Source organism: Variovorax sp. 05T418 (assembly GCF_056396385.1).
Genome location: NZ_JBFTLJ010000019.1, coordinates 40,620 through 66,972, shown reverse-complemented (window position 1 = coordinate 66,972; position 26,353 = coordinate 40,620). Strand labels below are relative to the sequence as shown.

21 protein-coding genes and 1 tRNA gene are annotated in these 26,353 nt (G+C 67.9%); 12 read left to right on the top strand and 10 right to left on the bottom strand.

The genetic code is table 11. The features are described 5' to 3' along the window. Positions 1 to 16 precede the first annotated feature (16 nt). From AC1DMS_RS27965 to AC1DMS_RS27920, 10 genes are all read left to right on the top strand, one after another. Positions 17 to 1,009 (top strand): polyprenyl synthetase family protein, encoded by a 993-nt coding sequence (locus AC1DMS_RS27965; protein WP_021008896.1) that lies wholly within the window; start codon positions 17 to 19, stop codon positions 1,007 to 1,009. Positions 1,010 to 1,058: 49 nt separating this feature from the next. Continuing rightward, positions 1,059 to 1,135: transfer RNA gene (locus AC1DMS_RS27960), tRNA-Pro, on the top strand. Positions 1,136 to 1,248: 113 nt separating this feature from the next. Beyond that, the gene (pilB, locus tag AC1DMS_RS27955) at positions 1,249 to 2,982 is read left to right on the top strand and encodes a type IV-A pilus assembly ATPase PilB (RefSeq protein ID WP_015866994.1); all 1,734 of its coding nucleotides are present in this window, start codon (positions 1,249 to 1,251) and stop codon (positions 2,980 to 2,982) included. A gap of 29 nt (positions 2,983 to 3,011) precedes the next feature. Next, complete coding sequence (locus AC1DMS_RS27950) at positions 3,012 to 4,241, top strand: type II secretion system F family protein (protein ID WP_015866995.1); 1,230 nt, start codon at positions 3,012 to 3,014, stop codon at positions 4,239 to 4,241. Further along, positions 4,241 to 5,206 carry a prepilin peptidase gene (locus tag AC1DMS_RS27945; protein ID WP_062365621.1) on the top strand — a complete coding sequence of 322 codons (966 nt, stop codon included), beginning with the start codon at positions 4,241 to 4,243 and terminating at the stop codon, positions 5,204 to 5,206. Before AC1DMS_RS27950 ends, AC1DMS_RS27945 begins: the two co-directional genes overlap by 1 nt. 10 nt (positions 5,207 to 5,216) lie before the next feature. Further along, positions 5,217 to 5,822 carry a dephospho-CoA kinase gene (coaE, locus tag AC1DMS_RS27940; protein ID WP_062365620.1) on the top strand — a complete coding sequence of 202 codons (606 nt, stop codon included), beginning with the start codon at positions 5,217 to 5,219 and terminating at the stop codon, positions 5,820 to 5,822. Positions 5,823 to 5,900: 78 nt separating this feature from the next. Further along, on the top strand, positions 5,901 to 7,394 hold the full coding sequence (locus tag AC1DMS_RS27935) for an MBOAT family O-acyltransferase (protein WP_062365619.1): 1,494 nt from the start codon (positions 5,901 to 5,903) through the stop codon (positions 7,392 to 7,394). Positions 7,395 to 7,400: 6 nt separating this feature from the next. Beyond that, positions 7,401 to 8,420 (top strand): alginate O-acetyltransferase AlgX-related protein, encoded by a 1,020-nt coding sequence (locus tag AC1DMS_RS27930; RefSeq protein WP_015866999.1) that lies wholly within the window; start codon positions 7,401 to 7,403, stop codon positions 8,418 to 8,420. 36 nt (positions 8,421 to 8,456) lie between these two features. Further along, entirely contained in the window at positions 8,457 to 9,212 is a 756-nt protein-coding gene (zapD, locus tag AC1DMS_RS27925; protein ID WP_015867000.1) for a cell division protein ZapD, read from the top strand. A gap of 61 nt (positions 9,213 to 9,273) precedes the next feature. Next, a complete protein-coding gene (locus tag AC1DMS_RS27920) occupies positions 9,274 to 9,486 on the top strand; it encodes a DNA gyrase inhibitor YacG (RefSeq protein ID WP_015867001.1) in 213 nt (70 codons plus the stop codon). Between the two features lie 5 nt (positions 9,487 to 9,491). On the opposite strand, the gene AC1DMS_RS27915 is transcribed toward AC1DMS_RS27920, so the two are convergent. The 5 genes from AC1DMS_RS27915 to secA all read right to left on the bottom strand — a co-directional run bounded on the left by AC1DMS_RS27915 (position 9,492) and on the right by secA (position 16,876). After that, a complete protein-coding gene (locus AC1DMS_RS27915) occupies positions 9,492 to 11,441 on the bottom strand; it encodes an acyltransferase family protein (protein ID WP_062365618.1) in 1,950 nt (649 codons plus the stop codon). Positions 11,442 to 11,502: 61 nt separating this feature from the next. Further along, the gene (locus AC1DMS_RS27910) at positions 11,503 to 11,955 is read right to left on the bottom strand and encodes a (deoxy)nucleoside triphosphate pyrophosphohydrolase (RefSeq protein ID WP_015867003.1); all 453 of its coding nucleotides are present in this window, start codon (positions 11,953 to 11,955) and stop codon (positions 11,503 to 11,505) included. Next, positions 11,952 to 12,827 carry an ATP-binding protein gene (locus AC1DMS_RS27905; RefSeq protein WP_015867004.1) on the bottom strand — a complete coding sequence of 292 codons (876 nt, stop codon included), beginning with the start codon at positions 12,825 to 12,827 and terminating at the stop codon, positions 11,952 to 11,954. Before AC1DMS_RS27905 ends, AC1DMS_RS27910 begins: the two co-directional genes overlap by 4 nt. Beyond that, positions 12,824 to 14,053: a bifunctional glutamate N-acetyltransferase/amino-acid acetyltransferase ArgJ gene (gene argJ, locus AC1DMS_RS27900; RefSeq protein ID WP_018906804.1), complete on the bottom strand. Its 1,230-nt coding sequence runs from the start codon at positions 14,051 to 14,053 to the stop codon at positions 12,824 to 12,826. The genes AC1DMS_RS27905 and argJ overlap by 4 nt, the downstream gene beginning before the upstream one ends. A 30-nt stretch (positions 14,054 to 14,083) precedes the next feature. Continuing rightward, a complete protein-coding gene (gene secA, locus AC1DMS_RS27895; RefSeq protein ID WP_062365617.1) occupies positions 14,084 to 16,876 on the bottom strand; it encodes a preprotein translocase subunit SecA in 2,793 nt (930 codons plus the stop codon). A 195-nt stretch (positions 16,877 to 17,071) separates the two neighbouring features. Between secA and AC1DMS_RS27890 the strand changes: the two genes are divergently transcribed. After that, the gene (locus AC1DMS_RS27890; RefSeq protein WP_062365616.1) at positions 17,072 to 17,380 is read left to right on the top strand and encodes a hypothetical protein; all 309 of its coding nucleotides are present in this window, start codon (positions 17,072 to 17,074) and stop codon (positions 17,378 to 17,380) included. A 40-nt stretch (positions 17,381 to 17,420) separates the two neighbouring features. Here the strand turns inward: AC1DMS_RS27890 and AC1DMS_RS27885 are convergent, their stop codons facing one another. Together AC1DMS_RS27885 and AC1DMS_RS27880 are read right to left on the bottom strand one after the other, a co-directional pair. Beyond that, on the bottom strand, positions 17,421 to 18,407 hold the full coding sequence (locus AC1DMS_RS27885; protein WP_062365615.1) for a tripartite tricarboxylate transporter substrate-binding protein: 987 nt from the start codon (positions 18,405 to 18,407) through the stop codon (positions 17,421 to 17,423). A gap of 32 nt (positions 18,408 to 18,439) precedes the next feature. Continuing rightward, the gene (locus tag AC1DMS_RS27880; protein WP_015867009.1) at positions 18,440 to 19,639 is read right to left on the bottom strand and encodes a threonine synthase; all 1,200 of its coding nucleotides are present in this window, start codon (positions 19,637 to 19,639) and stop codon (positions 18,440 to 18,442) included. A 100-nt stretch (positions 19,640 to 19,739) separates the two neighbouring features. On the opposite strand from AC1DMS_RS27880, the gene AC1DMS_RS27875 reads away from it, so the two are divergent. Further along, positions 19,740 to 20,660, top strand: a complete 921-nt coding sequence (locus AC1DMS_RS27875) for a LysR substrate-binding domain-containing protein (RefSeq protein ID WP_015867010.1) — start codon at positions 19,740 to 19,742, stop codon at positions 20,658 to 20,660. 27 nt (positions 20,661 to 20,687) lie between these two features. Here the strand turns inward: AC1DMS_RS27875 and AC1DMS_RS27870 are convergent, their stop codons facing one another. The 3 genes from AC1DMS_RS27870 to AC1DMS_RS27860 form a co-directional block, all read right to left on the bottom strand. Next, positions 20,688 to 21,404, bottom strand: coding sequence for a hypothetical protein (locus AC1DMS_RS27870; RefSeq protein WP_244883714.1), 717 nt, complete (start codon positions 21,402 to 21,404; stop codon positions 20,688 to 20,690). Positions 21,405 to 21,482: 78 nt separating this feature from the next. Then, positions 21,483 to 22,637: a response regulator transcription factor gene (locus tag AC1DMS_RS27865; protein WP_062365613.1), complete on the bottom strand. Its 1,155-nt coding sequence runs from the start codon at positions 22,635 to 22,637 to the stop codon at positions 21,483 to 21,485. 12 nt (positions 22,638 to 22,649) lie between these two features. After that, positions 22,650 to 26,279 carry a hybrid sensor histidine kinase/response regulator gene (locus tag AC1DMS_RS27860; protein ID WP_062365612.1) on the bottom strand — a complete coding sequence of 1,210 codons (3,630 nt, stop codon included), beginning with the start codon at positions 26,277 to 26,279 and terminating at the stop codon, positions 22,650 to 22,652. Positions 26,280 to 26,353: the final 74 nt, after the last annotated feature.

The window sequence follows — 26,353 nt, the reverse complement described above, 5'->3', positions numbered from 1 at the left end:
GCCGCGCGCAAACGCCTTGCCAGTCCACGCCGCCGATACCTCCCCCACCGCCACCGTGCTGGATTTGATCGCCGGCGACATGGTCGAAGTCGACCGTGTGATCGCGCAGCGCCTCGACACGGGCGTGCCCCTGGTCAGCCAGGTGTCGAAGTACATCATCTCCGCGGGCGGCAAACGCCTGCGCCCGGCGCTGCTGCTGCTCATGTCGGGCGCGCTCGGCTACACGGGCGAGCAGCGCTTCAACCTGGCGGCGGTGGTGGAGTTCATCCACACGGCCACCCTGCTGCACGACGACGTGGTCGACGAATCGACCCTGCGGCGCGGGCGCCCGACCGCCAACGAATCGTTCGGCAACCCGGCCAGCGTGCTGGTCGGCGACTTCCTCTATTCGCGCGCCTTCCAGATGATGTTGGATGCAAACAACATGCGCATCATGCAGATCCTGGCCGAGGCGACCAACGTGATCGCGGAAGGTGAAGTGCTCCAGCTGATGAACATGCACGACGCCACGCTGGACGAATCCGCCTACCTGCGCGTGATCCGCTCCAAGACCGCCAAGCTGTTCGAGGCCAGCACGCGGCTCGCCGCCGTGCTGGCGGGCGCCACGCCCGAAGTTGAGGAAGCCTGCGCCACCTACGGCCAGGCCCTGGGCACGGCTTTCCAGGTGATCGACGACGTGCTCGACTACGCCGGCGACGCACACGAAACGGGCAAGAACGTGGGCGACGACCTGCGCGAAGGCAAGACCACGCTGCCGCTGATCTTCGCCATGCGTCGCGGCAGCCCCGCGCAGGCGACGCTGGTGCGTGCGGCCATCGAGGCCGGCGACACCGCCCAGCTGGGCAAGATCGTCGAAATCGTCCACGCCACGGGCGCCCTGGAAGCCTCGCGCGCCGCCGCAGCCGACGAGGCAAAACGCGCGATTCACGCATTGCGCGACTTCCCGTCCAATTTGCATGCCGACGGTTTGCTACAATTGGCGGCTCAGTTGCTTGAGCGACGTGCCTGAACACCTCACAAGAGTTGGCAAGGACGAATTCTCTTTTTTTGCAACCAATCGGGGTGTAGCTTAGCCTGGTAGAGCGCTACGTTCGGGACGTAGAGGCCGGAGGTTCGAATCCTCTCACCCCGACCAGCCTTTGGCTGGCACAAATAATGCCCGTGCCTGTTGCTGCGTAGCGATTTACAGGGACGGGTGGTTCAGCGATGATCGTGAAGCACTTTTTCACATCTCTTGCAATTCGCTGAATGGCTGCTGCCGAACTTCCTGTTAAAGAAAACACGCAAATCGCCCTCCCGGGCCTTGCGCGTGCCTTGGTCTCGGCCGGCAAGCTTCCTGCGAAGACCGCGGAAGACATCTACCAAAAGTCGCTGAGCGGCCGCACCAGCTTCATTGCCGAGCTGACCGGCAGCGGCGCCGTCTCGGCCGCCGACCTCGCCCACACGCTGTCCAGCGCCTTCGGCGCGCCGCTGCTGGACCTGGACGCCATCGACCACCAGCGCCTGCCCAAGGACCTGCTCGACCCGAAGCTGTGCCACGCCTACCGGATCGTGGTTCTCAGCAAGCGCAACAACCGTCTCATCGTTGCAACGGCCGACCCTTCGGACCAGCAGGCGGTGGAAAAGATCAAGTTCGCCTCCCAGATGGGCGTGGACTGGGTCATTGCCGAATACGACAAGCTCTCGCGCATGATCGAAGCCGCCGCGGTCACTGCGGCGGAAACCATCAACAGCATCGTCGGCGCCGAGTTCGAGTTCGACGACGTCTCGGCGGACACCTCGGGCGATGCCAACGAACAGGCCATCGCCGAGGTCGAGGACGCGCCGGTCGTGCGCTTCCTGCACAAGATGCTGCTCGACGGTGTCAGCATGCGGGCCTCGGACATCCACTTCGAGCCCTACGAGCACAACTACCGGGTGCGCTTTCGCATCGACGGCGAGCTGCGCGAGATCGCGAGCCCGCCCACGCTCATCAAGGACAAGCTGGCCTCGCGCATCAAGGTCATCTCGCGGCTCGACATTTCGGAGAAGCGCGTGCCGCAGGACGGCCGCATGAAGCTCAAGATCGGGCCCGACCGCGTGATCGACTTCCGCGTCAGCACGCTGCCCACGCTGTTCGGCGAGAAGATCGTGATCCGTATCCTGGACCCGAGCAGCGCGCGCCTGGGCATCGACGCACTGGGCTACGACGCCGACGAAAAGGAGCGCCTGCTGCATGCGATCGGCCGCCCCTATGGCATGGTGCTGGTGACGGGCCCCACGGGTTCGGGCAAGACGGTGTCGCTCTACACCTGCCTGAACCTGCTGAACCAGCCCGGCGTCAACATCGCCACGGCGGAAGACCCGTCCGAAATCAACCTGCCCGGCGTGAACCAGGTGAACGTCAACGAGCGCGCCGGGCTCACCTTCGCGGCGGCGCTGCGCGCCTTCCTGCGGCAGGATCCCGACATCATCATGGTCGGCGAAATCCGCGACCTCGAAACCGCCGACATCTCGATCAAGGCCGCGCAGACGGGCCACCTGGTGCTCTCGACGCTGCACACCAACGACGCGCCGACCACGCTCACGCGCATGCGCAACATGGGCATTGCGCCGTTCAACATTGCCTCCAGCGTGATCCTGATCACGGCGCAGCGGCTCGCGCGGCGCCTGTGCCACGTATGCCGCGCGCCGGCCGACATGCCGCGCCAGGCGCTGCTGGATGCGGGCTTCAAGGAAGAACAGCTCGACGGTACCTGGAAGCCCTATCGGCCGGTCGGCTGCGCGGCGTGCAGCAACGGCTACAAGGGCCGGGTCGGCATCTACCAGGTGATGCCGATCTCGGAAGCCATCCAGGCGATCATCCTGCGCGACGGCAGCGCACTCGACATCGCACGCCAGTCCGAGGCCGAGGGCGTGCGCTCGCTGCGGCAATCGGGCCTGCGAAAAGTCATGCAAGGGCTCACCTCACTCGAAGAAGTGGTGGCGGTCACCAACGAATAACGAACACACTGCAAGAAATCGGAGATCGAATGGCAACAGTGGCATCCACCCGCACCTCGAACACGCTCAAGGAATTTGTCTACGAGTGGGAGGGCAAGGACCGCAACGGCAAGCTGGTGCGCGGCGAGCTCCGGGCCGCCGGCGAGAACCAGGTGCAGGCCGCCCTGCGGCGCCAGGGCGTCCTGGCGTCCAAGATCAAGAAGCGCCGCATGCGCTCGGGCAAGAGCATCAAGCCCAAGGACATCGCGATCTTCACGCGCCAGCTGGCAACCATGATGAAGGCCGGCGTGCCGCTGCTGCAGTCCTTCGACATCGTGGGCCGCGGCAATGCGAACCCGAGCGTGGCCAAGCTGCTCAACGACATCCGCAGCGACGTGGAAACCGGCACCTCGCTGTCGTCCGCCTTCCGCAAGTTTCCGAAGTACTTCGACAACCTCTACTGCAACCTGGTGGAAGCCGGCGAAGCGGCCGGTATCCTGGAAGACCTGCTGGACCGCCTGGCCACCTACATGGAAAAGACCGAGGCCATCAAGTCGAAGATCAAGTCGGCGCTGATGTATCCCACCTCCGTGGTGGTGGTCGCGTTCGTGGTGGTGGCCATCATCATGATCTTCGTGATTCCGGCCTTCAAGCAGGTGTTCACCTCGTTCGGCGCCGACCTGCCCGCGCCCACGCTGTTCGTGATGGCCATGAGCGAATTCTTCGTCTCCTACTGGTGGCTGATCTTCGGCGTGGTCGGCGGCGGCACCTACTTCTTCCTGCAGGCCTGGAAGCGCAACGAACGCGTGCAGCGGGTCATGGACCGCGCGCTGCTGCGCGTGCCGATCTTCGGTACGCTGATCGAGAAGTCGTGCGTGGCCCGCTGGACCCGCACCCTTGCGACCATGTTCGCGGCCGGCGTTCCGCTGGTCGAGGCGCTCGACTCGGTGGGCGGCGCCTCGGGCAACACCGTCTACGGCGACGCCACGGCCAAGATCCAGCAGGAAGTCTCGACCGGCACCAGCCTCACGACGGCCATGACCAACGTCAACCTGTTCCCCTCGATGGTGATCCAGATGACGGCCATCGGCGAGGAGTCCGGCTCGATCGACCACATGCTCGGCAAGGCCGCCGACTTCTACGAGTCCGAGGTGGACGACATGGTGGCCGGCCTCTCGAGCCTGATGGAGCCCATCATCATCGTGTTCCTGGGCGTGATCATCGGCGGCATCGTGGTGTCGATGTACCTGCCGATCTTCAAGTTGGGCCAGGTCGTTTGATGCTGGTGTCGCAGGAGTTCGACGCCGCATTGGCCGGCGTCCTCGGGTTGCTGGTCGGCAGTTTTCTCAACGTGGTGATCTACCGCACCCCGGTCATGATGTACCGGGGCTGGCTGGCCGATGCCGTGGCCAACCTGATGTCGTCCAAGGACGTCCCGTCGCTCTGGACGTTGGTGTTCGGGCCGAAGGCGCAGCCGCCGGCCGGCCTCGAGGCGGCGGCGGACAAGGCGGCCGTGGCCATCGAGGCGCTGCCGCCCTTCGACCTCGCCCGCCCGGCCTCGCGCTGCGGCGCCTGCGGCCACCGGATCCGCTGGTACCAGAACATCCCGGTGCTGAGCTACCTGGTGCTGCGGGGCCGCTGCGCCGCCTGCGGCACGTCCATCAGCCCGCGCTATCCGCTGGTGGAACTGGTGACCGGCGCGCTGTTCGCGCTGTGCGCCTACCGCTTCGGCCTCACGCCCACCGGCGCGCTCTGGGCAGCGTTCGCGGCCTTCCTGATCTGCCAGTTCCTGATCGACTTCGACACCCAGTTCCTGCCCGACGCGCTCAACTATCCGCTGCTGTGGCTCGGGCTCGTTGGCGCGGCCATGGGCTGGACCGGCACCGCGCTGAGCTCGGCGGTCTGGGGCGCCGTCTTCGGCTACCTGAGCCTGTGGCTTGTGTACCATGGCTATCGCCTGGCCACGGGCAAGGAAGGCATGGGATATGGCGACTTCAAACTGCTGGCGGCGCTCGGCGCCTGGCTCGGGGCCGACTACCTCATTGCCATCATCCTGGTCTCATCGCTGGTGGGCGCCGTGATCGGCCTCACGCTGCGCCTTGTCGGGAAGCTGGCGCACAAGGACATTCCGATGGCCTTCGGTCCCTTTCTTGCCGGTGCCGGCCTGGTCTGCCTGGTGGCGGGCCCGGAGCTCGTGAGGCAATGGATTCCCTTCGCCTTCCCGCTCGGCGCATTCGCCCGCTGAGGAGCGCGTGATGCGGCGCATCGGCCTCACGGGCGGCATCGGAAGCGGCAAGAGCACGGTCGCGGCCCTGCTGGTCGCCGAAGGCGCCGTGCTGGTCGACACCGACGCCATCGCACGCCGCATCGCGCAGCCCGCGGGCATCGCGATGCCCGCCCTCGAGGCCGCCTTCGGCCGCGGCGTCATCGCGGCGGACGGCGGGCTCGACCGCGCGGCGATGCGGCAGCTCGCGTTCGCCGACCACAGCGCCAAAAAGCGCCTCGAATCGATCCTGCATCCGCTGATCGGTGCCGAGACCGAACGCATGGCCTCCAACGCCGGCCCCGACGCGGTGGTGGTCTTCGACGTGCCGCTCTTGGTCGAATCCGGCCGCTGGCGGGCCCGGGTCGACCGCGTGCTGGTGGTCGATGCCACCGAGCAAACGCAGCTGCGGCGCGTGGTGGCGCGCTCCGGCTGGACGCCCGAGGCGGTGCGCGCGGTGATCGCCCAGCAGGCGCCGCGCGGGCTGCGCAGGGCGGCCGCGGACGCGGTCATTTTCAACGAGTCGCTCTCGCTGGAGGAACTCGCTGCAGAGGTCCGGAGTCTCTGGAAGCGGTGGGTTCCGCCCGGCACGCGATAATCCGAGACTGGCCGCCAGAGCGGCCGCACAACGACCAAGACAAAAAAGGCGCTCGCCGGAGTGCCCTCACCTCCTGCGATGCTTTTCAATTCGTATCCCTTCATTTTTGTCTTCTTCCCGCTGGTACTGATCGGGTTCTTCCTGATCGGCAAGCGCAACGCCCGGTCCGCCGCGGGCTTTCTCGCCCTGGCCTCGCTGTTCTTCTACGGCTGGTGGAGCGTCAAGGCGCTGCCGCTGCTGGTGGCGTCGATCTGCATCAACTACTGGTTCGGGCTGCGCCTGTCGCCCGCGCCGGAGCGGGACGACCGCAAGCGCAAGTCGCTGCTGGTGCTGGCGCTGGTGGTCAACCTGGGCGTGCTCGCGGTCTTCAAGTACGCCAACTTCTTCGTCTCGAACGTGAACGACGGGCTGGCCGCGGCGGGCCTGTCGCAGATCCCGCTGCTGCACATCGTGCTGCCGATCGGCATCTCGTTCTACACCTTCACGCAGATCGCCTTCCTGGTCGACTGCTGGCAAGGCAAGGTGCATGAGCGCAGCTTCATCCACTACGTGCTGTTCGTCACCTACTTTCCGCACCTGATCGCGGGCCCGGTGCTGCACCACGCGCAGATGATGCCGCAGTTCGCCAATGCGGCCACCTACCGGTTCGACCCCAACAAGGTGGCGCTCGGCATTGCGATCTTCACCTTCGGCCTCGCCAAGAAGCTGCTGATCGCCGACCCGGTGGGCCAGTACGCCGACATGATGTTCAACGGCGTGCACAAGGGCATCGAGCCCACGCTCTACACCGCATGGTTCGGCGCGCTCGCCTACACGCTGCAGATCTATTTCGACTTCTCGGGCTATTCGGACATGGCGGTCGGCCTGTCGCTGTGCCTGGGCGTGCAGCTTCCGCTGAATTTCCGCTCGCCCTACAAGTCGACCAACATCATCGAATTCTGGCGGCGCTGGCACATCTCGCTGTCGAACTTCCTGCGCGACTATCTCTACGTGCCGCTGGGCGGCAACCGCAAGGGCCCGGCGCGGCGCTACCTGAACCTGTTCCTCACGATGCTGCTGGGCGGCCTCTGGCACGGCGCCGCCTGGACCTTCGTGATCTGGGGCGCGCTGCACGGCGTGTTCCTGATGATCAACCACCTCTGGAACGCCAAGGTGCGCCGCAACATTCCGGCGGGGCCGGTCGCGCACGTGCTGGGCTGGTTGCTGACCTTCCTGTGCGTGGTGCTGGCCTGGATCGTGTTCCGCGCCGACGGCCTGCACACGGCCATGGCCATCTACAAGGGCATGCTCGGCCTGCATGGCGCACCGCCTTCCGCGTTCAGCGAGCTGGGGCCGGTTCCGTTCCGCAAGCCCGAGTTCTTCCAGACCATGCTCGTGGGCATCGTGATCTGCCTCGCATTGCCGCCGACGATCACGCTCGAGCGCTGGATTCCCCACCCGAAGGCGGTGGCGGGGCAGCGCGTCATGGCCTGGTGCTCCTCGGCCGTGCTGGCCATCGGTACCTTCGCGCTCTTCGCCTGGTGCGTCTCGAAGCTGGGCAACTACAGCCCGTTCCTCTACTTCCAATTCTGATTCGACATGACGACGCCCGCGAAAGTCTGGCTGCGGTTCTTCCTGACCGGCTACATCGTCCTGATGGTGCTGTGGATCGTTTCGCTCACCAGCCCCGTGCCTTACGGCGACCTCACGCGGATCGGCCGCCTGTCCGAGCGCGAATTCGGCTGGACCGCCCCGCCGCCCAAGGTGGACCCTGCCTACCTCAAGGGCACGCCCGTGGACCAGGCCGACATCATGGTGATCGGCGACAGCTTCTCCATGACCTTCCGCTGGCAGTCGGTGCTCACCAGGGCCGGCTACCGCGTCTCGACCACCTACTGGGGCCAGTACGAGAACGCGCTGTGCAGCGACTTCGACCAGTGGGTCGAGCGCACGGGCTTCAAGGGCAAGCTGATCATCATCGAGAGCGTGGAACGCCTGTTCGGCGACCGTACCAAGGACAGCATGAAGTGCCAGAAGATGATCCGGCCCTACGACGCCATGGACCATCCGCTGATCACGCCCGACGAGACCGTGCCGAGCCCCGCGCCCAACTGGAACGTGCAGTTCCTGACCGGCATCACGACCTACTACAACACCTGGAAAGCGAAAAAGTCTGCAACAGACATCCACTTCGACTGGAACACCTGGGTGCGCCCGGTGCCCGATGGTTGCAAGCTCTTTTCGCATCGCTCATGCGACAAGATGCCCTTTTTCGCTGAAGATGACGACAATGGGCCGCTGACCCTTGCGCACCTGGAATGGATGAAGAATTTCACAAAGGCGCACAGCAAGCTTCCTATCATGTGGATGGTGATTCCCAACAAGACCACCGTGTACCTGAAGCCCGACTACTCGAAGGATTTCGAAGCCGGGTTCCGCACGTCCGGGCTGCCAGGACCGGATCTCTTTGCGTTCACGCGCGAAAAGCACACGCAGATCCGGGACTTCTATTTCTCGAACGACACCCACATGTCCATGCATGGCCAGCTCGCGCTGGGAGAACGCATGCTGGCGGCCGTGCGCGAGGTGGTGCCGACGCCTCCCTCGAAATCGCCCTGAAGCTATGATGGCTCGACAGGAAAGCTATAGAACCGCGTGATCCTCTACGAGTACCCCTTCAACGAGCGCATCCGCACCTATCTGCGGCTGGAGCACCTGTTCCGCCGCCTCGGGGAGCTGGTGCCCTCGGAGTCCGCGCTCTCGCACCACTACGCGCTGGTCACGATCTTCGAGATCATGGATGTCGCCGCGCGCGCCGACCTCAAGGCCGACGTGATGCGCGACCTCGACAAGCACAAGAACGTCTTCAACAGCTACCGCGGCAATCCCGCCATTGCCGAGGCCGTGCTCGACCAGGTGGTCGGCCAGCTCGAACGCAATTTCGCCACGCTCAATGCCGTTGCCGGCAAGGCCGGCCAGTCGCTGACCGAAAACGAATGGCTCATGAGCATTCGCAGCCGCGCAGGCATTCCGGGCGGCACCTGCGAATTCGATTTGCCCGCCTACTACGCGTGGCAGCACCGCAGCGCGGCCAGCCGCCGCGCCGACCTCGAACGCTGGTCGGCCACGCTCTCGCCGCTGGCCGAATCCATCTACCTGCTGCTCAAGCTGCTGCGCGATGCCGACGTGCCCTACAAGGTCATCGCCACCAGCGGACAATTCCAGCAGAACCTGCCGCAGGGGCGCAGCTTCCAGCTGCTGCGCCTGCGCATCGATCCGCAACTGGGGCTGATTCCCGAAATCAGCGGCAACCGGCTCATGGTGTCGGTGCGGATGATGCGGCATGAAGCCGACGACCGCCTGCACCCGAGCAGCGACGACGTCGCATTCGAACTCACGCTCTGCGCCTGAGCCGCCGGCTCGTCTCCAGGGCGCGCACCGCAGGGCAAGCACGAAGGTTATCCATCCCATCATGAGCGACGTGAACAAGATCGGCGAGCGGATCGTCCGCTGCCCCTCGTGTGGCGGCGACAGTGTCTACGCCGAACGCAACCCCTACCGCCCGTTCTGCAGCGCACGCTGCAAGGGCATCGATTTCGGCGCCTGGGCCAGCGAGGAATTCCGGATGCCGGCCGAAGCGCCGGCCGACGACGAGCCTTTCGGCGATCCGAAGAAAGTCCAGTAGGCGCGCTACGGCTGCGGCGCGAGCAGGATGCGGTCCAGATAGTCCGCATGGCCGCGCACATAGGCCGGGCGCAGATGCTCCCGGTCCTTGTAGACCGGTGCGTCGTCCGGCGTTGCGCGCAGGCACTGCCCGCCGGTGCAAAGCCGGGCCATCACATCGATGGGCTCCGCGCCACTCGCCCGCGCCAGCGCCTTGAGCTGCTCGTTGAGCTGCGCCTGGTCCGGCGGCAGGGGCGCCGTGGGCGTGCTGTGCAGCGCCACCATCCGGCCCATGCGGCTGCCTTCGATGAGGCGCCGCGGCTCGAACTCGGGGCCGCTGGCGTTGTCCAGCAGCAGGTAGACCTTCTTCTTTTGCCGCACCAGTTCGGCCAGCAGTTTCTCGAGCGAAGCCAGCGAGCGGCCGAGGCCTTCGCCGCCGTTGTTCACGAGGTACGCCGCATCGCCTTCGCGAAAGTAGAAGGGCAGCGGGAAATTGCCCGTGAAATAGCAGTTCCAGCAGCCGCCCACCACCACCGTGTCGATCCGCGGATCGAGCGCCAGCGCCAGCATCTCGCCGCGCGCCTTTTCGCAGCCCGGGTTGCCTTCGGCGACCATGCCGGGCACCGGCGGGCAGGCGCCATAGGTCGAGAAGTAGGTGGTCGCCATGCGCGCGGGCGCGCTGCCCGCGAGCGCCAGGGCGCGGGGTGCGTACTGCAGGATGTGGCTGTCGCCGATCAGCAGGACCGTGCGCGGCCCGCTGCCCACGCGCTTGACCGGGTAGGCGCCGATCTTCTGCTGCTCGAAGCCGGCGTAGTAGTTGTCGTCCACGGTGGCGTCGGTCACCTTGCGCAGCAGGTCGCTGCCGTTGCGCGGCGGCATGCCGCCCAGCGCCAGCAGGCCGGCCACCGCAATCGCCGTGCTGCCGGCCACCAGCGAACGCAGCATGCCGGCCTGGGCTCGCGCCCGGGTGAAGCGCTCGACGAAGCGATAGGTGAGCCAGGCCAGCGCCACGCTCGCCAGCACCAGGCATGCGCGGATCCACGCCGCCGGCTCGCCCTCTTCCACGATGCGCGCATACACCAGCAAGGGCCAGTGCCACAGGTAGAGCGGATAGCTGATGAGCCCGATCCACACCATCGGCCGGCTCGCGAGCACATGCCTGTTGAGCAGGCCCGCAGGCCCGGCCGCGATGCAGCTTGCCGCGCCCAGCGTGGGCAGCAGCGCCCACCAGCCTGGAAAGGCCTTGTCGCTGCGGGTCATCACGAGCCCGAGCACGATCAGCCCCACGCCCAGGCAGGACTGCAGGTGGCTGCGCCAGGCCGGCGCCTTGCCCGCGGCCTTGAGGCGCATGCAGGCCAGGATGCCGCCCACCATCAGCTCCCAGAAGCGCGAAGCGGGCGAGTAGAAGGCCGCCGTGCGGTAAGGGTGGATGGTCAGCACGTTGACCAGGAACGACACCGCCGCGAGCACCCACAGCAGCCGAAGAATGGGCCAGCGCCGGCGCCAGGCCAGCGCGAGCAGCATGGGCCAGAAGATGTAGAACTGCTCCTCGATGCCCAGCGACCACAGGTGCAGCAGCGGCTTGGTCTCGGCCGCCGTGTCGAAGTACCCGGCCTCGCCCCAGAAGACGAAATTGGCGATGAAGGCCGCGCCGCCCGCTGCCTGCTTGCCGAGTTCGGTGAACTCCCTGGGCAGCAGCGCATACCAGCCGAAGGCGAGCGTGGCCAGCAGCACCAGCGTGAGCGCCGGAAAGATCCGCCGGATGCGCCGCGCATAGAAGTCGCGGTAGCTGAAGTCGCCGGCCGCGTGGCTCTGCATGATGATGGTCGTGATCAGGAAGCCCGAGATCACGAAGAAGATGTCGACCCCGATGAAGCCCCCCGGCAGCGCATCGGGAAACGCATGGAAGGCCAGCACCGAGGCCACCGCCACGGCGCGCAGGCCGTCGATGTCGGGGCGGTACTTGGGGTGCATCATCTGGTGCTCCAGGCCCGCGGCGCCGGCTGCGCGCGCCCGCCCGCCCGCGCGGCCCCGTCCATCAGGCCAGCGTCGAGACCGCCAGCGCCGCCGAGGCCGGCAGGCCGCGCTCCTGGGTCAGCCATTCGAGCACCGGCAAGGCGCCCGGCAGCACCGGCGCCACGTCCAGCGGCAGCTGCTGCCAGCGCATGGCCTGGCCTTCGCGCATTTCGAACTCGCCGCTCCAGGCCGTGACCTTGCACCAGTGCAGCCGCACCAACGCGTGCGGATAGTCGTGCTCGGTGATCTTCCAGACCTCGGCGCCCGCGATGGTGATGCCGAGTTCTTCTTCCAGTTCGCGGCGCAGCGCCTGCTCCACCGTTTCGCCGGCCTCGATCTTGCCGCCCGGAAATTCCCAGAAGCCCGCATAGGCCTTGCCTTCGGGCCGGGTGGACAGCAGCAGCGCGCCGTCGGCCGGCCGGATCAGCACGCCGACGGCCACCTCGGTGTGCTTGCGGCCTTGCTCTGCACTCATGCCGTCGCCCGCCCGGCGTAGTCGCGCGCGAACTGGTAGGCCACGCGGCCGCTGCGCGATCCGCGCTCCAGCGCCCAGACCAGCGCCTCGGGCCGCGCCGCCTCGATGGCGGCGGCGTCGACGCCGAACGACGACAGCCACTGCGCGACGATCGCCAGGTATTCGTTCTGGCTGAACGGATAGAAGCTGACCCAGAGGCCAAAGCGCTCCGACAGCGAGATCTTTTCCTCGATCACCTCGCCGGGATGGACTTCGCCGTCCTCGGTGTGGGTGTAGCTGAGGTTGTCCTTCATGTACTCGGGCAGCAGGTGGCGCCGGTTGCTGGTCGCGTAGATCAGCACGTTGGGCGTGGCCGCGGCGATCGAGCCGTCGAGAATGGACTTGAGCGCCTTGTAGCCCGGCTCGCCCTCGTCGAAGCTCAGGTCGTCGCTGAACACGATGAATTTCTCGGGCCGCTGCGACACCACCTCGACGATGTCGGGCAGGTCGGTGAGTTCGGCCTTGTCGACCTCGATCAAGCGCAGCCCCTGCGGCGCATAGGCCTGCAGGCAGGCGCGGATGAGCGACGACTTGCCCGTGCCGCGCGCGCCGGTCAGCAGCACGTTGTTGGCCGGCTTGCCCTCGACGAACTGGCGCGTGTTGCGCTCGATCTTTTCCTTCTGGACGTCGATTTCCTTCAGGCTGTCGAGCGCCATGGCGGCCACGTGCCTGACGGGCTCGAGCACGCCATGGCCCGAGCTGCGGCGGCGGTAGCGCCAGGCGATCGACGCGTTCCAGTCGGCGGGGGCCGCGAGCGGCTGCGGCAGGATCGACTCGATGCGGCCGATCAGCTGTTCGGCGCGCTCGATCAGCTTCTGGAACTGCTCGTTCATGACCTGTAGTCGGCGTTGATCGTGACGTACTCGTGGCTGAAGTCGCAGGTCCACACGGTTTCGCTGGCGTTGCCGCGGCCCAGGCCGATGCGCACCGTGATCTCGCTCTGCTTCATCACGCGCTGGCCGTCTTCCTCGCGGTAGGACGGATTGCGCCCGCCCTTGACGGCCACGTGCACGTCGTCCAGGAACAGGTCGATGCCGGTCTGGTCGAGGTCCTCGATGCCCGCGTAGCCGACGGCCGCGAGGATGCGGCCGAGGTTCGGGTCGCTCGCATAGAAGGCCGTCTTGACCAGCGGCGAATGCGCCACGGCATAGGCCACCTGCTTGCACTCGGCGGCATTGCGGCCGCCTTCGACCTGGATGGTGATGAACTTGGTGGCACCCTCGCCATCGCGCACGATGGCCTGCGCAAGCAGGCGCGCGACGTTCTGCATGGCATCGACCAGGGCCTTGCCCTCGGGCGAATCGAGCGAGGTGATGGCGGCGTGCGCGGCCTTCTGGGTGGCGATGACCACGAAGGAATCGTTGGTCGAGGTGTCGCCGTCGATGGTCACGCGGTTGAACGAGGCGTCGGCCAGGCGCCGGGCCAGCGGCTGGATCAGCGAGGGATCGATCTTCGCGTCGGTCGCCATGAAGCCCAGCATGGTCGCCATGTTCGGGCGGATCATGCCGGCGCCCTTGCTGATGCCGGTGATGGTGACGGTGGCGCCGCCGACCTGGACCCGCTGGCTGAACGCCTTGGGGATCGTGTCGGTGGTCATGATGCCTTCGGCGGCACGCGCCCAGTGGTTCTCCGCCGCGTCGGCCAGCGCGGCGGGCAGGCCGGCCTCGATGCGATCCACCGGCAGCGGCTCCATGATCACGCCGGTGGAGAACGGCAGGATCTGCTCGGGCGCGATCTCCAGCTGGCGCGCGAGCGCGATGCAGGTGGAGCGCGTGCGCATCAGGCCGTCTTCGCCGGTGCCGGCGTTGGCGTTGCCGGTGTTGATGACCATCGCGCGGATGCCGTAGCCGGCCGCCAGGTGGTCGCGGCAGACCTGCACCGGCGCCGCGCAGAAACGGTTCTGGGTGAACACCCCGCCGACCGCGGAGCCTTCGTCGATCAGCACGACGGTCAGGTCCTTGCGGTTGGCCTTGCGCACACCCGCTTCGGCCACGCCGATGCGGACGCCGGGCACCGCGAACAAGGCGGCGGGATCAGGGGCGGACAGGTTCACGGGCATGGCGGTTTTCTCTTCTCTGGAGTTTCTGGGTCAGCTGAGCTTGCCGTGGCAGTGCTTGTACTTCTTGCCGCTGCCACAGGGGCAGGGATCGTTGCGGCCGACGCGCGCGAAGGCTGCGGCCTCGGCGCCGAGCGTGCCCAGCCCCAGTCCCGCGGCCGCGATGCGGCGCTGGTTTTCCTCGTCCAGGCGCACCTCGACCTCGCCGGTCTCGGTGGGCGCGCTGTAGGTGATGTTCGAGACGTTCTCGCCGCGGCTCTCCAGCGCATCGGCGGCTTCCTCGAGCTGCTCGCCCGACTGCACGCGCACCGTCATGAGCTGGCGCGTGACTTCGTTCTTGACCGAATCGAGCAGCTGGCCGAAGAGCTCGAAGGCCTCGCGCTTGTACTCCTGCTTGGGCTGCTTCTGCGCATAGCCGCGCAGGTGGATGCCCTGGCGCAGGTAGTCGAGCGAGGCCAGGTGCTCGCGCCAGTGCGTGTCGATGCTCTGCAGCAGCACCATGCGCTCGAACTGGGTGAAGTTTTCCTGGCCGATCAGCGCCACCTTGGCATCGAAGCTGTCGTTGGCGGCCTTCACCACCATGTCGACGATGTCCTCGTCGCTCACGGCCTCGGCCGCCTCGACCTGCTGCTTCAGGGGCATGTCGATGCCCCATTCATTGGAAAGCGTCTTCTCCAGGCCCTGCAGGTCCCACTGCTCCTCGACCGACTCGGCCGGCACGTACTGGCGCACGAGGTCGGTGAAGCAGCCTTCGCGCAGCGCCGCGATCTGTGCCGAGAGGTCGGCCGCGTCGAGGATGTCGTTGCGCTGCTGGTAGATCACCTTGCGCTGGTCGTTCGAGACGTCGTCGTACTCGAGCAGCTGCTTGCGGATGTCGAAGTTGCGCGCCTCGACCTTGCGCTGCGCGCTCTCGATGCTGCGCGTGACGATGCCCGCTTCGATGGCCTCGCCGTCGGGCATCTTGAGGCGGTCCATGATCGCCTTGACGCGGTCGCCCGCGAAGATGCGCATCAGCGGATCGTCCAGGCTCAGGTAGAAGCGCGAGGAGCCCGGGTCGCCCTGGCGGCCCGAACGCCCGCGCAGCTGGTTGTCGATGCGGCGCGACTCATGGCGCTCGGTCGCGATGATGCGCAGGCCACCCAGCGACTTGACGAACTCGTGGTCCCGGGTCCATTCGTCGCGCACGTGCGCGATGTCGGCTGCCTTGGTGGCTTCGTCGCGGCCTTCGTCGTTCTCGATGGCCTCGATCATCTTCTCGATGTTGCCGCCCAGCACGATGTCGGTGCCGCGGCCGGCCATGTTGGTCGCGATGGTGATCATCTTCGTGCGGCCAGCCTGCGCCACGATGTCGGCTTCGCGCGCATGCTGCTTGGCGTTGAGCACCTGGTGCGGCAGGCCCGCCTGGGTGAGCAGGCCGTCGATGATTTCGGAGTTCTCGATCGACGAGGTGCCCACCAGCACGGGCTGGCCGCGCTCGTAGCACTCGCGGATGTCCTGGATGGCCGCCTCGTACTTCTCGCGCGTGGTCTTGTAGACGCGGTCGAGCTGGTCGTCGCGCTTGCTGAGGCGGTTCGGCGGAATGATGACGGTCTCGAGGCCGTAGATTTCCTGGAACTCGTAGGCTTCGGTGTCGGCCGTGCCGGTCATGCCGGCCAGCTTGCCGTACAGGCGGAAGTAGTTCTGGAAGGTGATGGAGGCCAGCGTCTGGTTCTCGGCCTGGATCTGCACGCCTTCCTTGGCTTCCACGGCCTGGTGCAGGCCGTCGCTCCAGCGGCGGCCCGTCATCAGGCGGCCGGTGAATTCGTCGACGATGACGACTTCGCCCTGCTGCACCACGTAGTGCTGGTCGCGGTGATACAGGTGCCGTGCACGCAGCGCGGCGTTCAGGTGGTGCATCAGCGTGATGTTGGCCGGGTCGTAGAGCGACGCGCCTTCGGGCAGCAGCTTGAATTCGCCCAGCAGCTGCTCGGCCTTCTCGTGGCCGTCTTCGGTCAGGAAGACCTGGTGGGTCTTTTCGTCGACCGTGAAGTCGCCCGGCACCGTGACGCCCTCGCCCGTGCGCGGATCGGCCTCGCCTTCCTGCTTGGTCAGGAGCGGCACCACCTTGTTGATGGCCAGGTAGAGGTCGGTGTGGTCTTCGGCCTGGCCGCTGATGATCAGCGGCGTGCGGGCCTCGTCGATCAGGATGGAGTCCACCTCGTCGACGATGGCGTAGTTCAGCATGCGCTGCACCCGGTCGCCGGGCTCGTACACCATGTTGTCGCGCAGGTAGTCGAAGCCGTACTCGTTGTTGGTGCCGTAGGTGATGTCGCTGCCGTAGGCCTGCTGCTTTTCCTCGCGCGGCATCTGCGGCAGGTTGATGCCCACCGTGAGGCCCAGGAAGTTGTACAGGCGGCCCATCCACTGGGCGTCGCGGTTGGCCAGGTAGTCATTCACCGTGACCACGTGCACGCCCTTGCCGGCCAGCGCGTTCAGGTACACCGGCAGCGTGGCGGTGAGGGTCTTGCCCTCGCCGGTGCGCATTTCGGCGATCTTGCCGTTGTGAAGTGCCATGCCGCCGAGCAGCTGCACGTCGAAGTGGCGCATCTTCATGACGCGCTTGGAGCCTTCGCGCACGGTGGCGAATGCTTCGGGCAGCAGGTCGTCGAGGCTTTCGCCCTTGGCGATGCGGTCCTTGAACTCCTGGGTCTTGGCGCGCAGCCCATCGTCGCTGAGCTTCTCGAATTCGGGTTCGAGTGCATTGATGCGCTCCACCGTCTTGCGATACTGCTTGAGGAGCCGGTCGTTGCGACTGCCGAAAATCTGGGTCAGGAAGTTGGTTGCCATTGGCGTGGAGATGGGCGTGCACCTGACCAGGCAGGCACTGCGACCGGATTCCCTAAGATATGGTGAAAGCAGTTGGGCGCATCTTCTTCGAATGCAAGCTCCGAAGAAGGCAAGCGGCTCCAGACCGGATCTGCCGGCGCAAGCGTCGGCAAACCGGGCATTTTAGCTGCCCTTGTTCCACCCTCCGGATTACCCATGAATCGCCGCTCCGTCCCCCCCTTCACGCTGCAGCAGGCCGCCGAAGGTTCGCCCACCCTGGCGAGCCTGATCGCCCGTGCGCGCGACGCGAACGAACGGCTGCGGGCGGTCGAGGGGCTGATCCCGCCGGCCATGCGCCCGGCCGTGCAGGCCGGCCCGGCCGAGGGCGATGTGTGGTGCCTGCTGGTCAACGGCAGCGCGGCGGCGGCCAAGCTGCGCCAGCTGTCGCCGATGCTGGTCACGCGGCTGCGCAGCAAGGGCTGGGACGTGAACACGATCCGGATCAAGGTGCAGTCCGGGCGCTGAGCAAGAAAAGCCGTCCCCTCGAACGGCCAGGCGGCCGCGCCTATTGCGGCTGCAGCCCGATGCCGTGCGCCACCTTCTGCCAGCGCTCGGCCTCCGAGCGCATGAAGGCCCGCAGCTCGCCCGTGGTGGAACCCTTCAGCTGCACGCCGAGCACCGCCATGCGCTCCTTCACCGACGCATGGTCCAGCGCCGCGATCGCCTCGCGCCGCAGCCGCTCGATCAGCTCCAGCGGCGTGGTGGCCGGCGCCACCAGCGCCCACCACTGGTCGATCTCCATGCCCTTGAGCCCGCTCTCCGCCAGCGCGGGCACTTCCTTGAGCCCCGGAATGGCCACGCGCTGTGCGCTCGTCACCAGCAGCGGTCGGATCCGGTTGGCGCCCAGCAGGCTGGAGCCGCTGGCCAGCGTGGCGAAGTGCCCGGCCACCGTGCCCGCCGCCACGTCGGTGAGCGCCGGCGCCGAGCCGCGATAGGGAACCATGTTGAACCTGATGCCGGTGCGGCTCGCCAGCAGTTCGGCCGCCAGGTGGCTCACCGTGCCGGCGCCGCTGTGCGCGATGGCCGGCGGCATCGGCCGCGCGGCCGCGGTCTTGACGAAGGTCTTGAAATCGCGGCTGTCGTTGTCCATGCCCGCGAAGAACACGAGCGGCGAGGTGCCGATCATCGTCACCGGCGTGAAGTCGCGCAGCAGGTCGTAGGGCAGCCGCGCCGTCACCGCGGGCGCAATGGCGTGCGGCAGCTCGACGATGGCCAGCGTGTAGCCGTCGGGCGCGGCCTTGGCCGCCGCCTCGGTGCCGATCTGGCCGGCGGCGCCGGGCCGGTTGTCCACGATGACCGAGCTGCCGATCGTCTGGCTCATGCGCTGCGCCATGGCGCGGGCAATGGCGTCGGTGCTGCCGCCGGCGGCCCAGGGCACGATCAGCTTGATGGGCTTGTCGGGAAAGGCCGCCCAGGCGCGCTGCGCGGTGGCGGCAAACAGGGCGGCGGCCGAACCGGCAGCCAGGAAGGCGCGGCGTTGCATTGCGTGCATGGTTTCGATTCCTTCTGTGGTGCTTCGGAGGTTCAGGCGGCCCGGTCGGGCCAGCTCGGGTCGCGCGAGGCGTTGGCGGTGAGCATCAGCACCACGTGGGCGTCGGCGGCAATCGCGTTGCCCTCGCGCAGCTGGCGCAGCGCGTCGAGCCCGGCCGCCGCGCACAGTTCGGCGCTCACGCCGGCCGCCGTGAGCTTTTGCCGGGCCGCGCGGGCCTGCTCGTCGCCCACCACCACCGCGCCGCCGCCCGAGGCGACGGCCGCCTGCCACTGCAGGAAGGTCACGGTGGAGCCGGCGGTGGAAAACTGCGCGGTGTGGCCGGGATATGCGCCGTCGAGCGCCCCGCCGGCCAGCACGCGCGAGAGGCGCGCAAAAGGCTCCACCAGCCAGAGCCGCGGCAGCCGCGAAATGCGCCCGGCGGCCAGCAGGTCTCGAAAGCCCGCGTAGATGCCCCAGGCCAGGTCGCCGCGCGCCGTGGGAATCACGAGGTGGTCGGGCAGGCCGCCCTCGGCCAGGCACTCCAGGGCGATGGGCTTGTAGCCCTCGATCGCGAGCGGCGCGCTGCCCAGGGCGGGCAGGCGGTAATTGGTCAGCGCGAAATAGCCCGGATGCTGCGAGCGCTCGCGCACGAAGGCCCAGCGGCCGGCGTTGTCGGCAAAGGCGTGGCGCCGCGCGCCCAGCGCATCGAGCTGCCGCGCGTAGGCGGCGGGCAGGCCTTCGTAAGTGGCCACTTCGCAGCCCAGCCCCGCAGCCCATGCATAGTGCGCCGCCGAGACCGCGGCATTGCCCGATGAGGCCAGCACCAGCGTGTGGGCGCCGAAGTCCAGCGCCTGGGCCACGCCCACCGCGGTCATGCGGTCCTTGTGGGAGCCCGTGGGGTTGCACGATTCGTCCTTGAGCGCGAGCCGCGCCACGCCGAATTCGTGCGCCAATTCCGGCATGTCGAGCAGCGGCGTGCCGCCCTCGCCCAGCGTGAAGCCCGGCGCGTAGGGCATGGGCACGGGGCTGTCGCCGCCCGGCAGGTAGCTCGCGTGCAGCCCGACATGGACGCCCATGCCGCGGCAGGCCGGGCAGCCGTCGTTCGCCAGCGTCAGCGGATAGGGGGCATCGCAGCGCAGGCACCGAAAACCCTGCAGGCGGGGGTTTTTCAGCGGGCGCGGCGGACGGGGTCGCGCGGTGCCGGACGGCTCGGAAGCCGAGGCGAGCTTGAAGTGGATGACGGGCGCAGGCATGTTCAGGGGGTCTTGGCTGGGGGAAGTCGTGCCGAAATCTTAGGCATCTGCAAATAAAATCATCTAGCTTGAAATACTCAAGCGATAAGAAAACTTATCGATGCGCTTCGCCGAAATAGAGACGTTCCGGGCCCTGATGCGCGCCGGCTCCACCCGCAAGGCCGCGGCGCTGCTGCATGTGACGCAGCCCGCCATCAGCCAGTCGCTCAAGCGGCTCGAAGCGCAGGCCGGCATGCTGCTGTTCCAGCGCACCGGCGGGCGGCTGGTGCCCACGCCCGAGGCGCAGGCGCTGTGGAGCGAGGTGGAACGCGTCTTCATCGGCATGGAGGCGATCGAGCACCGCATGCGCAGCCTGCGCGACTTCGGCACCAACCAGCTCGAGCTCAGCTGCTATCCGGCCTTCGGCCTGGGCTTCATGCCGCGCGCACTGGAACGCCTGAAGGCGCAGCGCGGCGACAACCCCTGGCCGCAGGTGTCGCTGCAGGTGCTCAGTTCCAAGGACGTGCGCGACCGCGTGGCCAAGGGCGTCTCCGACTTCGGCCTGATGGCCGATGAACTGCCGCTCGAAGGCATCGATCACTCGACCTTCGCGCGTTTTCCCGGCGTGGTCGTGATGCCGCAAGGCCATGCGCTGGCGCGCTTCAAGCGCGTCGAGCCCGAACAGCTCGCGCAGGTGCCCTTCCTGGCACTGAACCCCGAGGACCCTTCGCACCGCGGGCTCGAAACCGCACTGGCCGAGCGCGGCGCGTCGCTCCGGGTGATGGTGCAGACGCCCTACGCGGCCAGCGTGTGCGAGATGGCCGTGCGCGGCCTGGGCGTGGGGCTGGTCAACCCGGTCACCGCGCTCGACTACGCGGAGCGCGGCCTCGTCGTGCGCCGCCTCTCGGTCGACGTGTTCTTTTCGTGCGTGCTGGCGCTGCCCGCGGGCAAGGTGCTGTCCACCACCGCGCGCGACTTTCTTTCGCTCATGCGCCGGCAGCTGGCGGAGGACGAGAAGCGCATCCAGCGCTACCTGCGCTGAAGCCGCGCGCCTCCTCTCTTCTCCCTGCTACTTCAAGCCGAACTCGTGGTTCAGCCCCACGACGAAGCCGCGCACGCCGCCGGGCCCCGTCCTGGAGGCGCTCACATCCACGCTGACCAGCGGCGTGAGGCTGAAGCGCCCGCCGAGGCGCGAAGTCCACACACCCGATGCGCGGCTGCGCTCGGCGATCAGCGAAACCTTGTCATCGAGCGCCCACTCCGCCGCCAGCCCGCCGCGTGGCGTGCGGGCGCCGGTGCCGGTGGCCCAGTCGGCGCCGAGGTTTGCATGGACCTGCAGGCTGTCCGCCGGCCGCCATGTGACCGGCAGCACCAGCTGACCGCCGGCACGGCCGCCGCGCCTGAGGTCGAACACGGCGCCGAGCGACAGCGCCGCGCTCAGCGGCGCATCGGCAGCGGGTCCGTGGAAATTCCATTTGAGCTGCGGGCCCGCAATGACCGAGCGCACGCCCTGCGCCGACAGCCGGTCGGCGCCGAGCCCGAGCTCGACCGGCCCGACGCGGCAGGACGGGCCGATGTGCAGCCCGTTCACCGGCTCGGTGCCGGTGCGGCCCCACCAGGCTTCGTACTGGCACTGGCCCGGATCGAGCATGCCTGCATCGTCCACGTCGAAATGGCCCGCGGCCTGGGCAGCCGCGCTGGCCAGCAGGCAGGCAGCCGCCGGCAGCCAGGCGGGTTGCGGCCGAAGTCGTCGAATCGTTGTTGTTCTGCGTCTGTTCTTTTTCATCGCCCGTCATCCCGAAGTCCCGGCATTCTAGGGATGGCCAAAGTCACCGCGGCGGCGCGGCGCCCGCAAGGCGGATTCTCAGATCTCGAACTGCGGCTGCAGCTCGCGGATGCGCTTGATGGCCACGCCGGCAGCGGCCGTGCGGGTCTCGACGCCGAGCTTCACGTACACCCGCTCCAGGTGCTTCTTGGCCGTGGCGGGGCTGCTGCCCAGGATCTCGCCGATGTCCTTGTTGGTCTTGCCCTTGACCACCCAGTAGAGCACCTCGGCCTCGCGCGCCGTGAGCTTCAGGCTCAGGCTCATGGCCTCGATCACGGCAGTGTCGGAAATCTCGCGCATGACGATCATCCATTCGTCGCCATCGTCGTCCTGCCCGGTCTGCCGATGCAGCCGCAGGCTGAGGCTGCTCGTGGTTGGCGTGGCCCCCACGCTCGGCACCTGGGGCTGTCCGGCGGCGCTCGGCGTAGCCCCCACGCTCGGCACTGCGTGTCCTCGCTGCCCCCCGAGGGGGCCGCTCGCGCCTTGGGGCGGCCCGGCGGCGCTCGGCGTGGCCCCCACGCTCGGCCGCACGATCGAAAGCGCCGGCGGCTCGATGCCCTGCTGCCTGGCCTCGGGCGCATGGCGCCGCAGCCATTCGAGCACCACGGGCGGCGTCTCGGGCGCGCGGGTGTCGCAGTAGCGCTGCAGCAGCTCGCGCGCGAGCGCCGTCTGCCAGATCAGCTTGCCTTCGGGCAGGCGCACCGTGATGCTCGCGTAGCCGAAGGCGTCGAGCGCATTGCGCGCCTGGCCGGCCTGGCGCGCGTCCTGCCGCGCGCGGCGGGCGCCCTGCAGGTGCACGTTCATGCGGGCCAGCACTTCCTTGGGCTTGATCGGCTTGGTGACGTAGTCGACACCGCCGGCCTCGAGCGCGGCCACCAGGTGCTCGGTCTCGGTGAGGCCGGTCATGAAGACGATGGGAATGTGCGCCGTCGCGGCATCGGCCTTGAGCCGGCGCGCCACCTCGAAGCCGTCGATGCCCGGCATCATCGCGTCGAGCAGCACGATGTCGGGGCGGGCCTGCGCGGCGCGCTGCAGCGCCTGCTCGCCGTTGGTGGCAATGAGGACGGTGTAGCCCGATTCGTCGAGCGCATCGTGCAGCACCGCAAGGTTGTCGGGCACGTCGTCGACGATCAGCACCAGGTCGCTGTTGGCGCCCTGTTCGCGCAGCGTTCTTGCAAGCGGTGTGGTTTCCATGGGAGGTGTTCTTCAGGCCGCGCTGGCTGCGGCCGCCAGCGCCCGGCTCATGGCCTCGAACTGGAACTGGCGCGCGAGCACGCGCTGCGCCTCGGTCCAGGCCATGCATTCGGGCTCGTCGGCGTCGATCTCGTCGAGCTGGTTCATGATGCCGCGAAAGTAGCCCAGGCTCACCGCTTCGTCGAGTGCGCGAAGCCTCGAAAGCGACGGCGCCTGCATGGCGCGCGGCGCGGCGGCGGGCGCCGGCTTCGCGGCGGTGTCGGTCCATCGCAGGCCGAGCCGGCGCTCGAGCCAGTCGAGCAGTTCCGTGTGGCGCACCGGCTTGACGAAGAAATCTTCCGGCGCAATGCCCACGTCGTTCTCCAGGCCCTTGTCGAAGGCATTGGCCGAGACGATGGCCACGCTGGCATCGGCCAGGCCGAGCCTGCGTGCGCGGCGGATGGTCTCCCAGCCATCGATGCCGGGCATGGCAAGGTCGACGAACATCGCGTCGGGCCGGTAGCCGGCCGCAATGAGGTCGAGCGCATCGTGGCCGCTGGCGGCGCTGCGCAGCTCGAAGCCGAGCGGCGCCAGCACATGGCCGAGCAGGTCGCGGTCGGCCTCCTCGTTGTCGACCACCAGCAGCCGCCGGCGCGGGCCTTCGTAGCCGCGGCGCGCAGGCTGCACCGGCGCCGGCCGGCCCGAGGCGCCGGCCGCGTCGTGCACGCGCGGCAGGAAGAGCCGCACGCAGAAGAGCGAGCCTTCGCCGGGCGTGCTGCGCACCTTCATCTCACCGCCCATCAGGTCGGTCAGCATCTTGGCGATGGTGAGGCCCAGCCCCGCGCCGGGCGTCGCAGCCGCGGCCGCATCGCCGCGCGTGAAGGGCTCGAAGATGCGCTCGATGTCCTCGGCCGTCATGCCGGGACCGGTGTCCTCGATCTCGACCGAGGCGAATTCGCGCGCATACGACAGCCGCAGCCTCACCTCGCCCGCGGCCGTGAACTTGATGGCATTGCCCAGCAGGTTGATGAGGATCTGGCACACGCGCTTCTCGTCGGCGCGCACCAGCTCGGGCAAGCTGCCGGTGGTCTCGAAGCGGAACCGCAAGCCCTTCTCGGCCGCCTGCAGCTCGAACATGTCGGCCAGCTCGCGCAAGGTGTCGGCAAAGCGCATGGGCCGGGCATGCAGCGTGAGCTTGCCGGCCTCGATGTGCGCGATGGCCAGCGTGCCCTCGATGAGCGACAGCAGATGCTCGCCGCCGCGCTTGATCACCGCCACGGCCTGCTGGCGGTGCGGCGGCACGGACGGGTCCTCGCCCATCAGCTGCGCGTAGCCCAGGATGCTGTTGAGCGGCGTGCGCAGCTCGTGGCTGATGGCGCTGATGTAGCGGCTCTTGGCCTGGTTGGCCTGGTCGGCGGCGCGGCGCGCCTGCTCGGCCGCGAGCTTGGCCTGTTCGGCGACTTCGCGCGCTTCCTCCGCCGTCTGCTTGGCCGATTGCAATGCGCGGTCGGTCGCGCGGTGCAGCTCGATCTCGCGCATCAGCAGATGGGTCTGGCGGTTCGATTCTTCCTGCGCGACCCTCCGGCTCTGGTGCGCCAGCACCAGCCACCAGGCCACCACGCCCGCAATCACCAGCAGCGCCATGTACGCCTTGAGAAAGCCCGAGCGCAACGCCGACTGCTGCACGCCGGCGAGCGCCTCGGCCAGCTCCGACTGCGAGGCCAGCTGCAGCGCGCTCTCGCCCAATGCGCGCAGCTCCTGCTGGTAGAGCACGCCGAACACCACCGCCAGCACCGGCACGATGATCAGCATCAGCAGCAGGAAGTGTCCGAGGCCGGTGTCGAGGTAGCGCCAGCTGAAGCGCGGCAGCAGCCAGCGCAGCACCGACGACCATTGCGCCGAGAGGCTCGCATGCGGCTTGCACAGGTCGCCGCAACGCGCGTCGAGCGTGCAGCACAGCGAGCAGATCGCGCCCTGGTAGGCCGGGCAGTGGGCCATGTCGGGGCCTTCGTACTCGCGCTCGCAGATCACGCAGTGCTGCACCTTGAGGCGCTGGTAGCTGCCCTGCGCGCCGCCCTCGTCCACGGCATGCTCGACCCGCGCCCAGCGCACCGCGCGCGGGCCCGCGGCCGGTGTGAAGGCGACCGCGCCATGGCCGGCCGAGCCCCGCGCCAGGTAGTACTTGCCGCCCGTCGCCCAGGCCAGCAGCGGCGACACCACCAGCGCCGTGCCCAGCGCAATGAGCGCCGAGAAGGCCTGCGCGAGCGGCCCGAAAACGCCCAGGTGCGCGGTGATCGACAGCACCGAGGCCAGCGCCATCGCGCCGACACCCACCGGATTGATGTCCCACAGGTGCGCCCGCTTGAACTCGATGCCCGGCGGCGACAGGCCCAGCGGCTTGTTGATGACCAGGTCGGCCACCACCGCCATCATCCAGGCGATCGCGATGTTGGCGAACAGGCCGAGCACGTCGCCCAGCGCCTCGAACACGTTCATCTCCATCAGCATGAAGGCGATGAGCGCATTGAACACCACCCACACCACGCGCCCTGGATGGCTGTGCGCCACGCGCGAGAAGAAATTGCTCCAGGCCAGCGAGCCCGCATAGGCGTTGGTCACGTTGATCTTGAGCTGCGAGATCACCACAAACAGCGCGGTCGCGGCCACGGCCCAGCCGTAGTTCGGAAACACGTACTCGTAGGCCGCCAGGTACATCTGGTTGGGATCGACCGCGCGCTCGACCGGCACCATGTGCGTGATCGCCAAGTAGGCCAGCAGCGCGCCGCCCAGCATCTTGAACACGCCCAGCACCACCCACCCCGGCCCGCCGGCCAGCACGCCGGCCCACCAGCGCCGGGCGCCCGCGGCGGTGCGCGCGGGCATGAAGCGCAGGTAGTCGGCCTGCTCCCCCATCTGGGTGATCAAGGCGATGCCGACGGTCAGCGCCGCGCCAAACAGGTGCAGGTCGAAGCCCTTGGCGCCGGCCCTCACACCGTTGTAGTGCACGATGCCCGCAAACGCACCAGGATCGCGCACCAGCACGAAGACAAAGGGCACCACCAGCATCACCAGCCAGAGCGGCTGGGTCCACAGCTGCAGCCGGCTGATGGCCGAGACGCCGTGCGTCACCAGCGGAATCACCACCAGTGCGCACACCAGGTAGCCCCAGACCGGCGGCACGCCCAGCGCGAGTTCGAGCGCATAGGCCATCACCGCCGCCTCGAGCGCGAAGAAGATGAAGGTGAACGAGGCGTAGATCAGCGAGGTGAGCGTGGAGCCGATGTAGCCGAAGCCCGCGCCGCGCGTGAGCAGGTCCATGTCGACGCCGTAGCGCGCGGCATACACGCTGATCGGCAGGCCCGCCAGGAAGATGATGAGCCCCGTCGCCACGATGGCCCAGAACGCGTTGGCGAAGCCGTACTGCACCAGCAGCGTCGCGCCCACGGCCTCCAGCACCAGGAACGAAGCCGCGCCGAAGGCCGTGTTGGCCACGCGCCATTCGGACCACTTGCGAAAGCGCTGCGGCGTGTAGCGCAGCGCGTAGTCCTCGAGCGTTTCGCTCGCCACCCAGCTGTTGTAGTCGCGCCGCACCTTGACGATGCGCTGGGGCGCGTCGTCGGGGCTGGGGGTGGCGGCATCCGGGTTCACACCGTTTCGGTGCATCTTTCGTGCCATCCATACGTCTTTTGGCGAACACCGGCACGACTGTTGCAAAGACGAAGCCTGCCCAATAATGG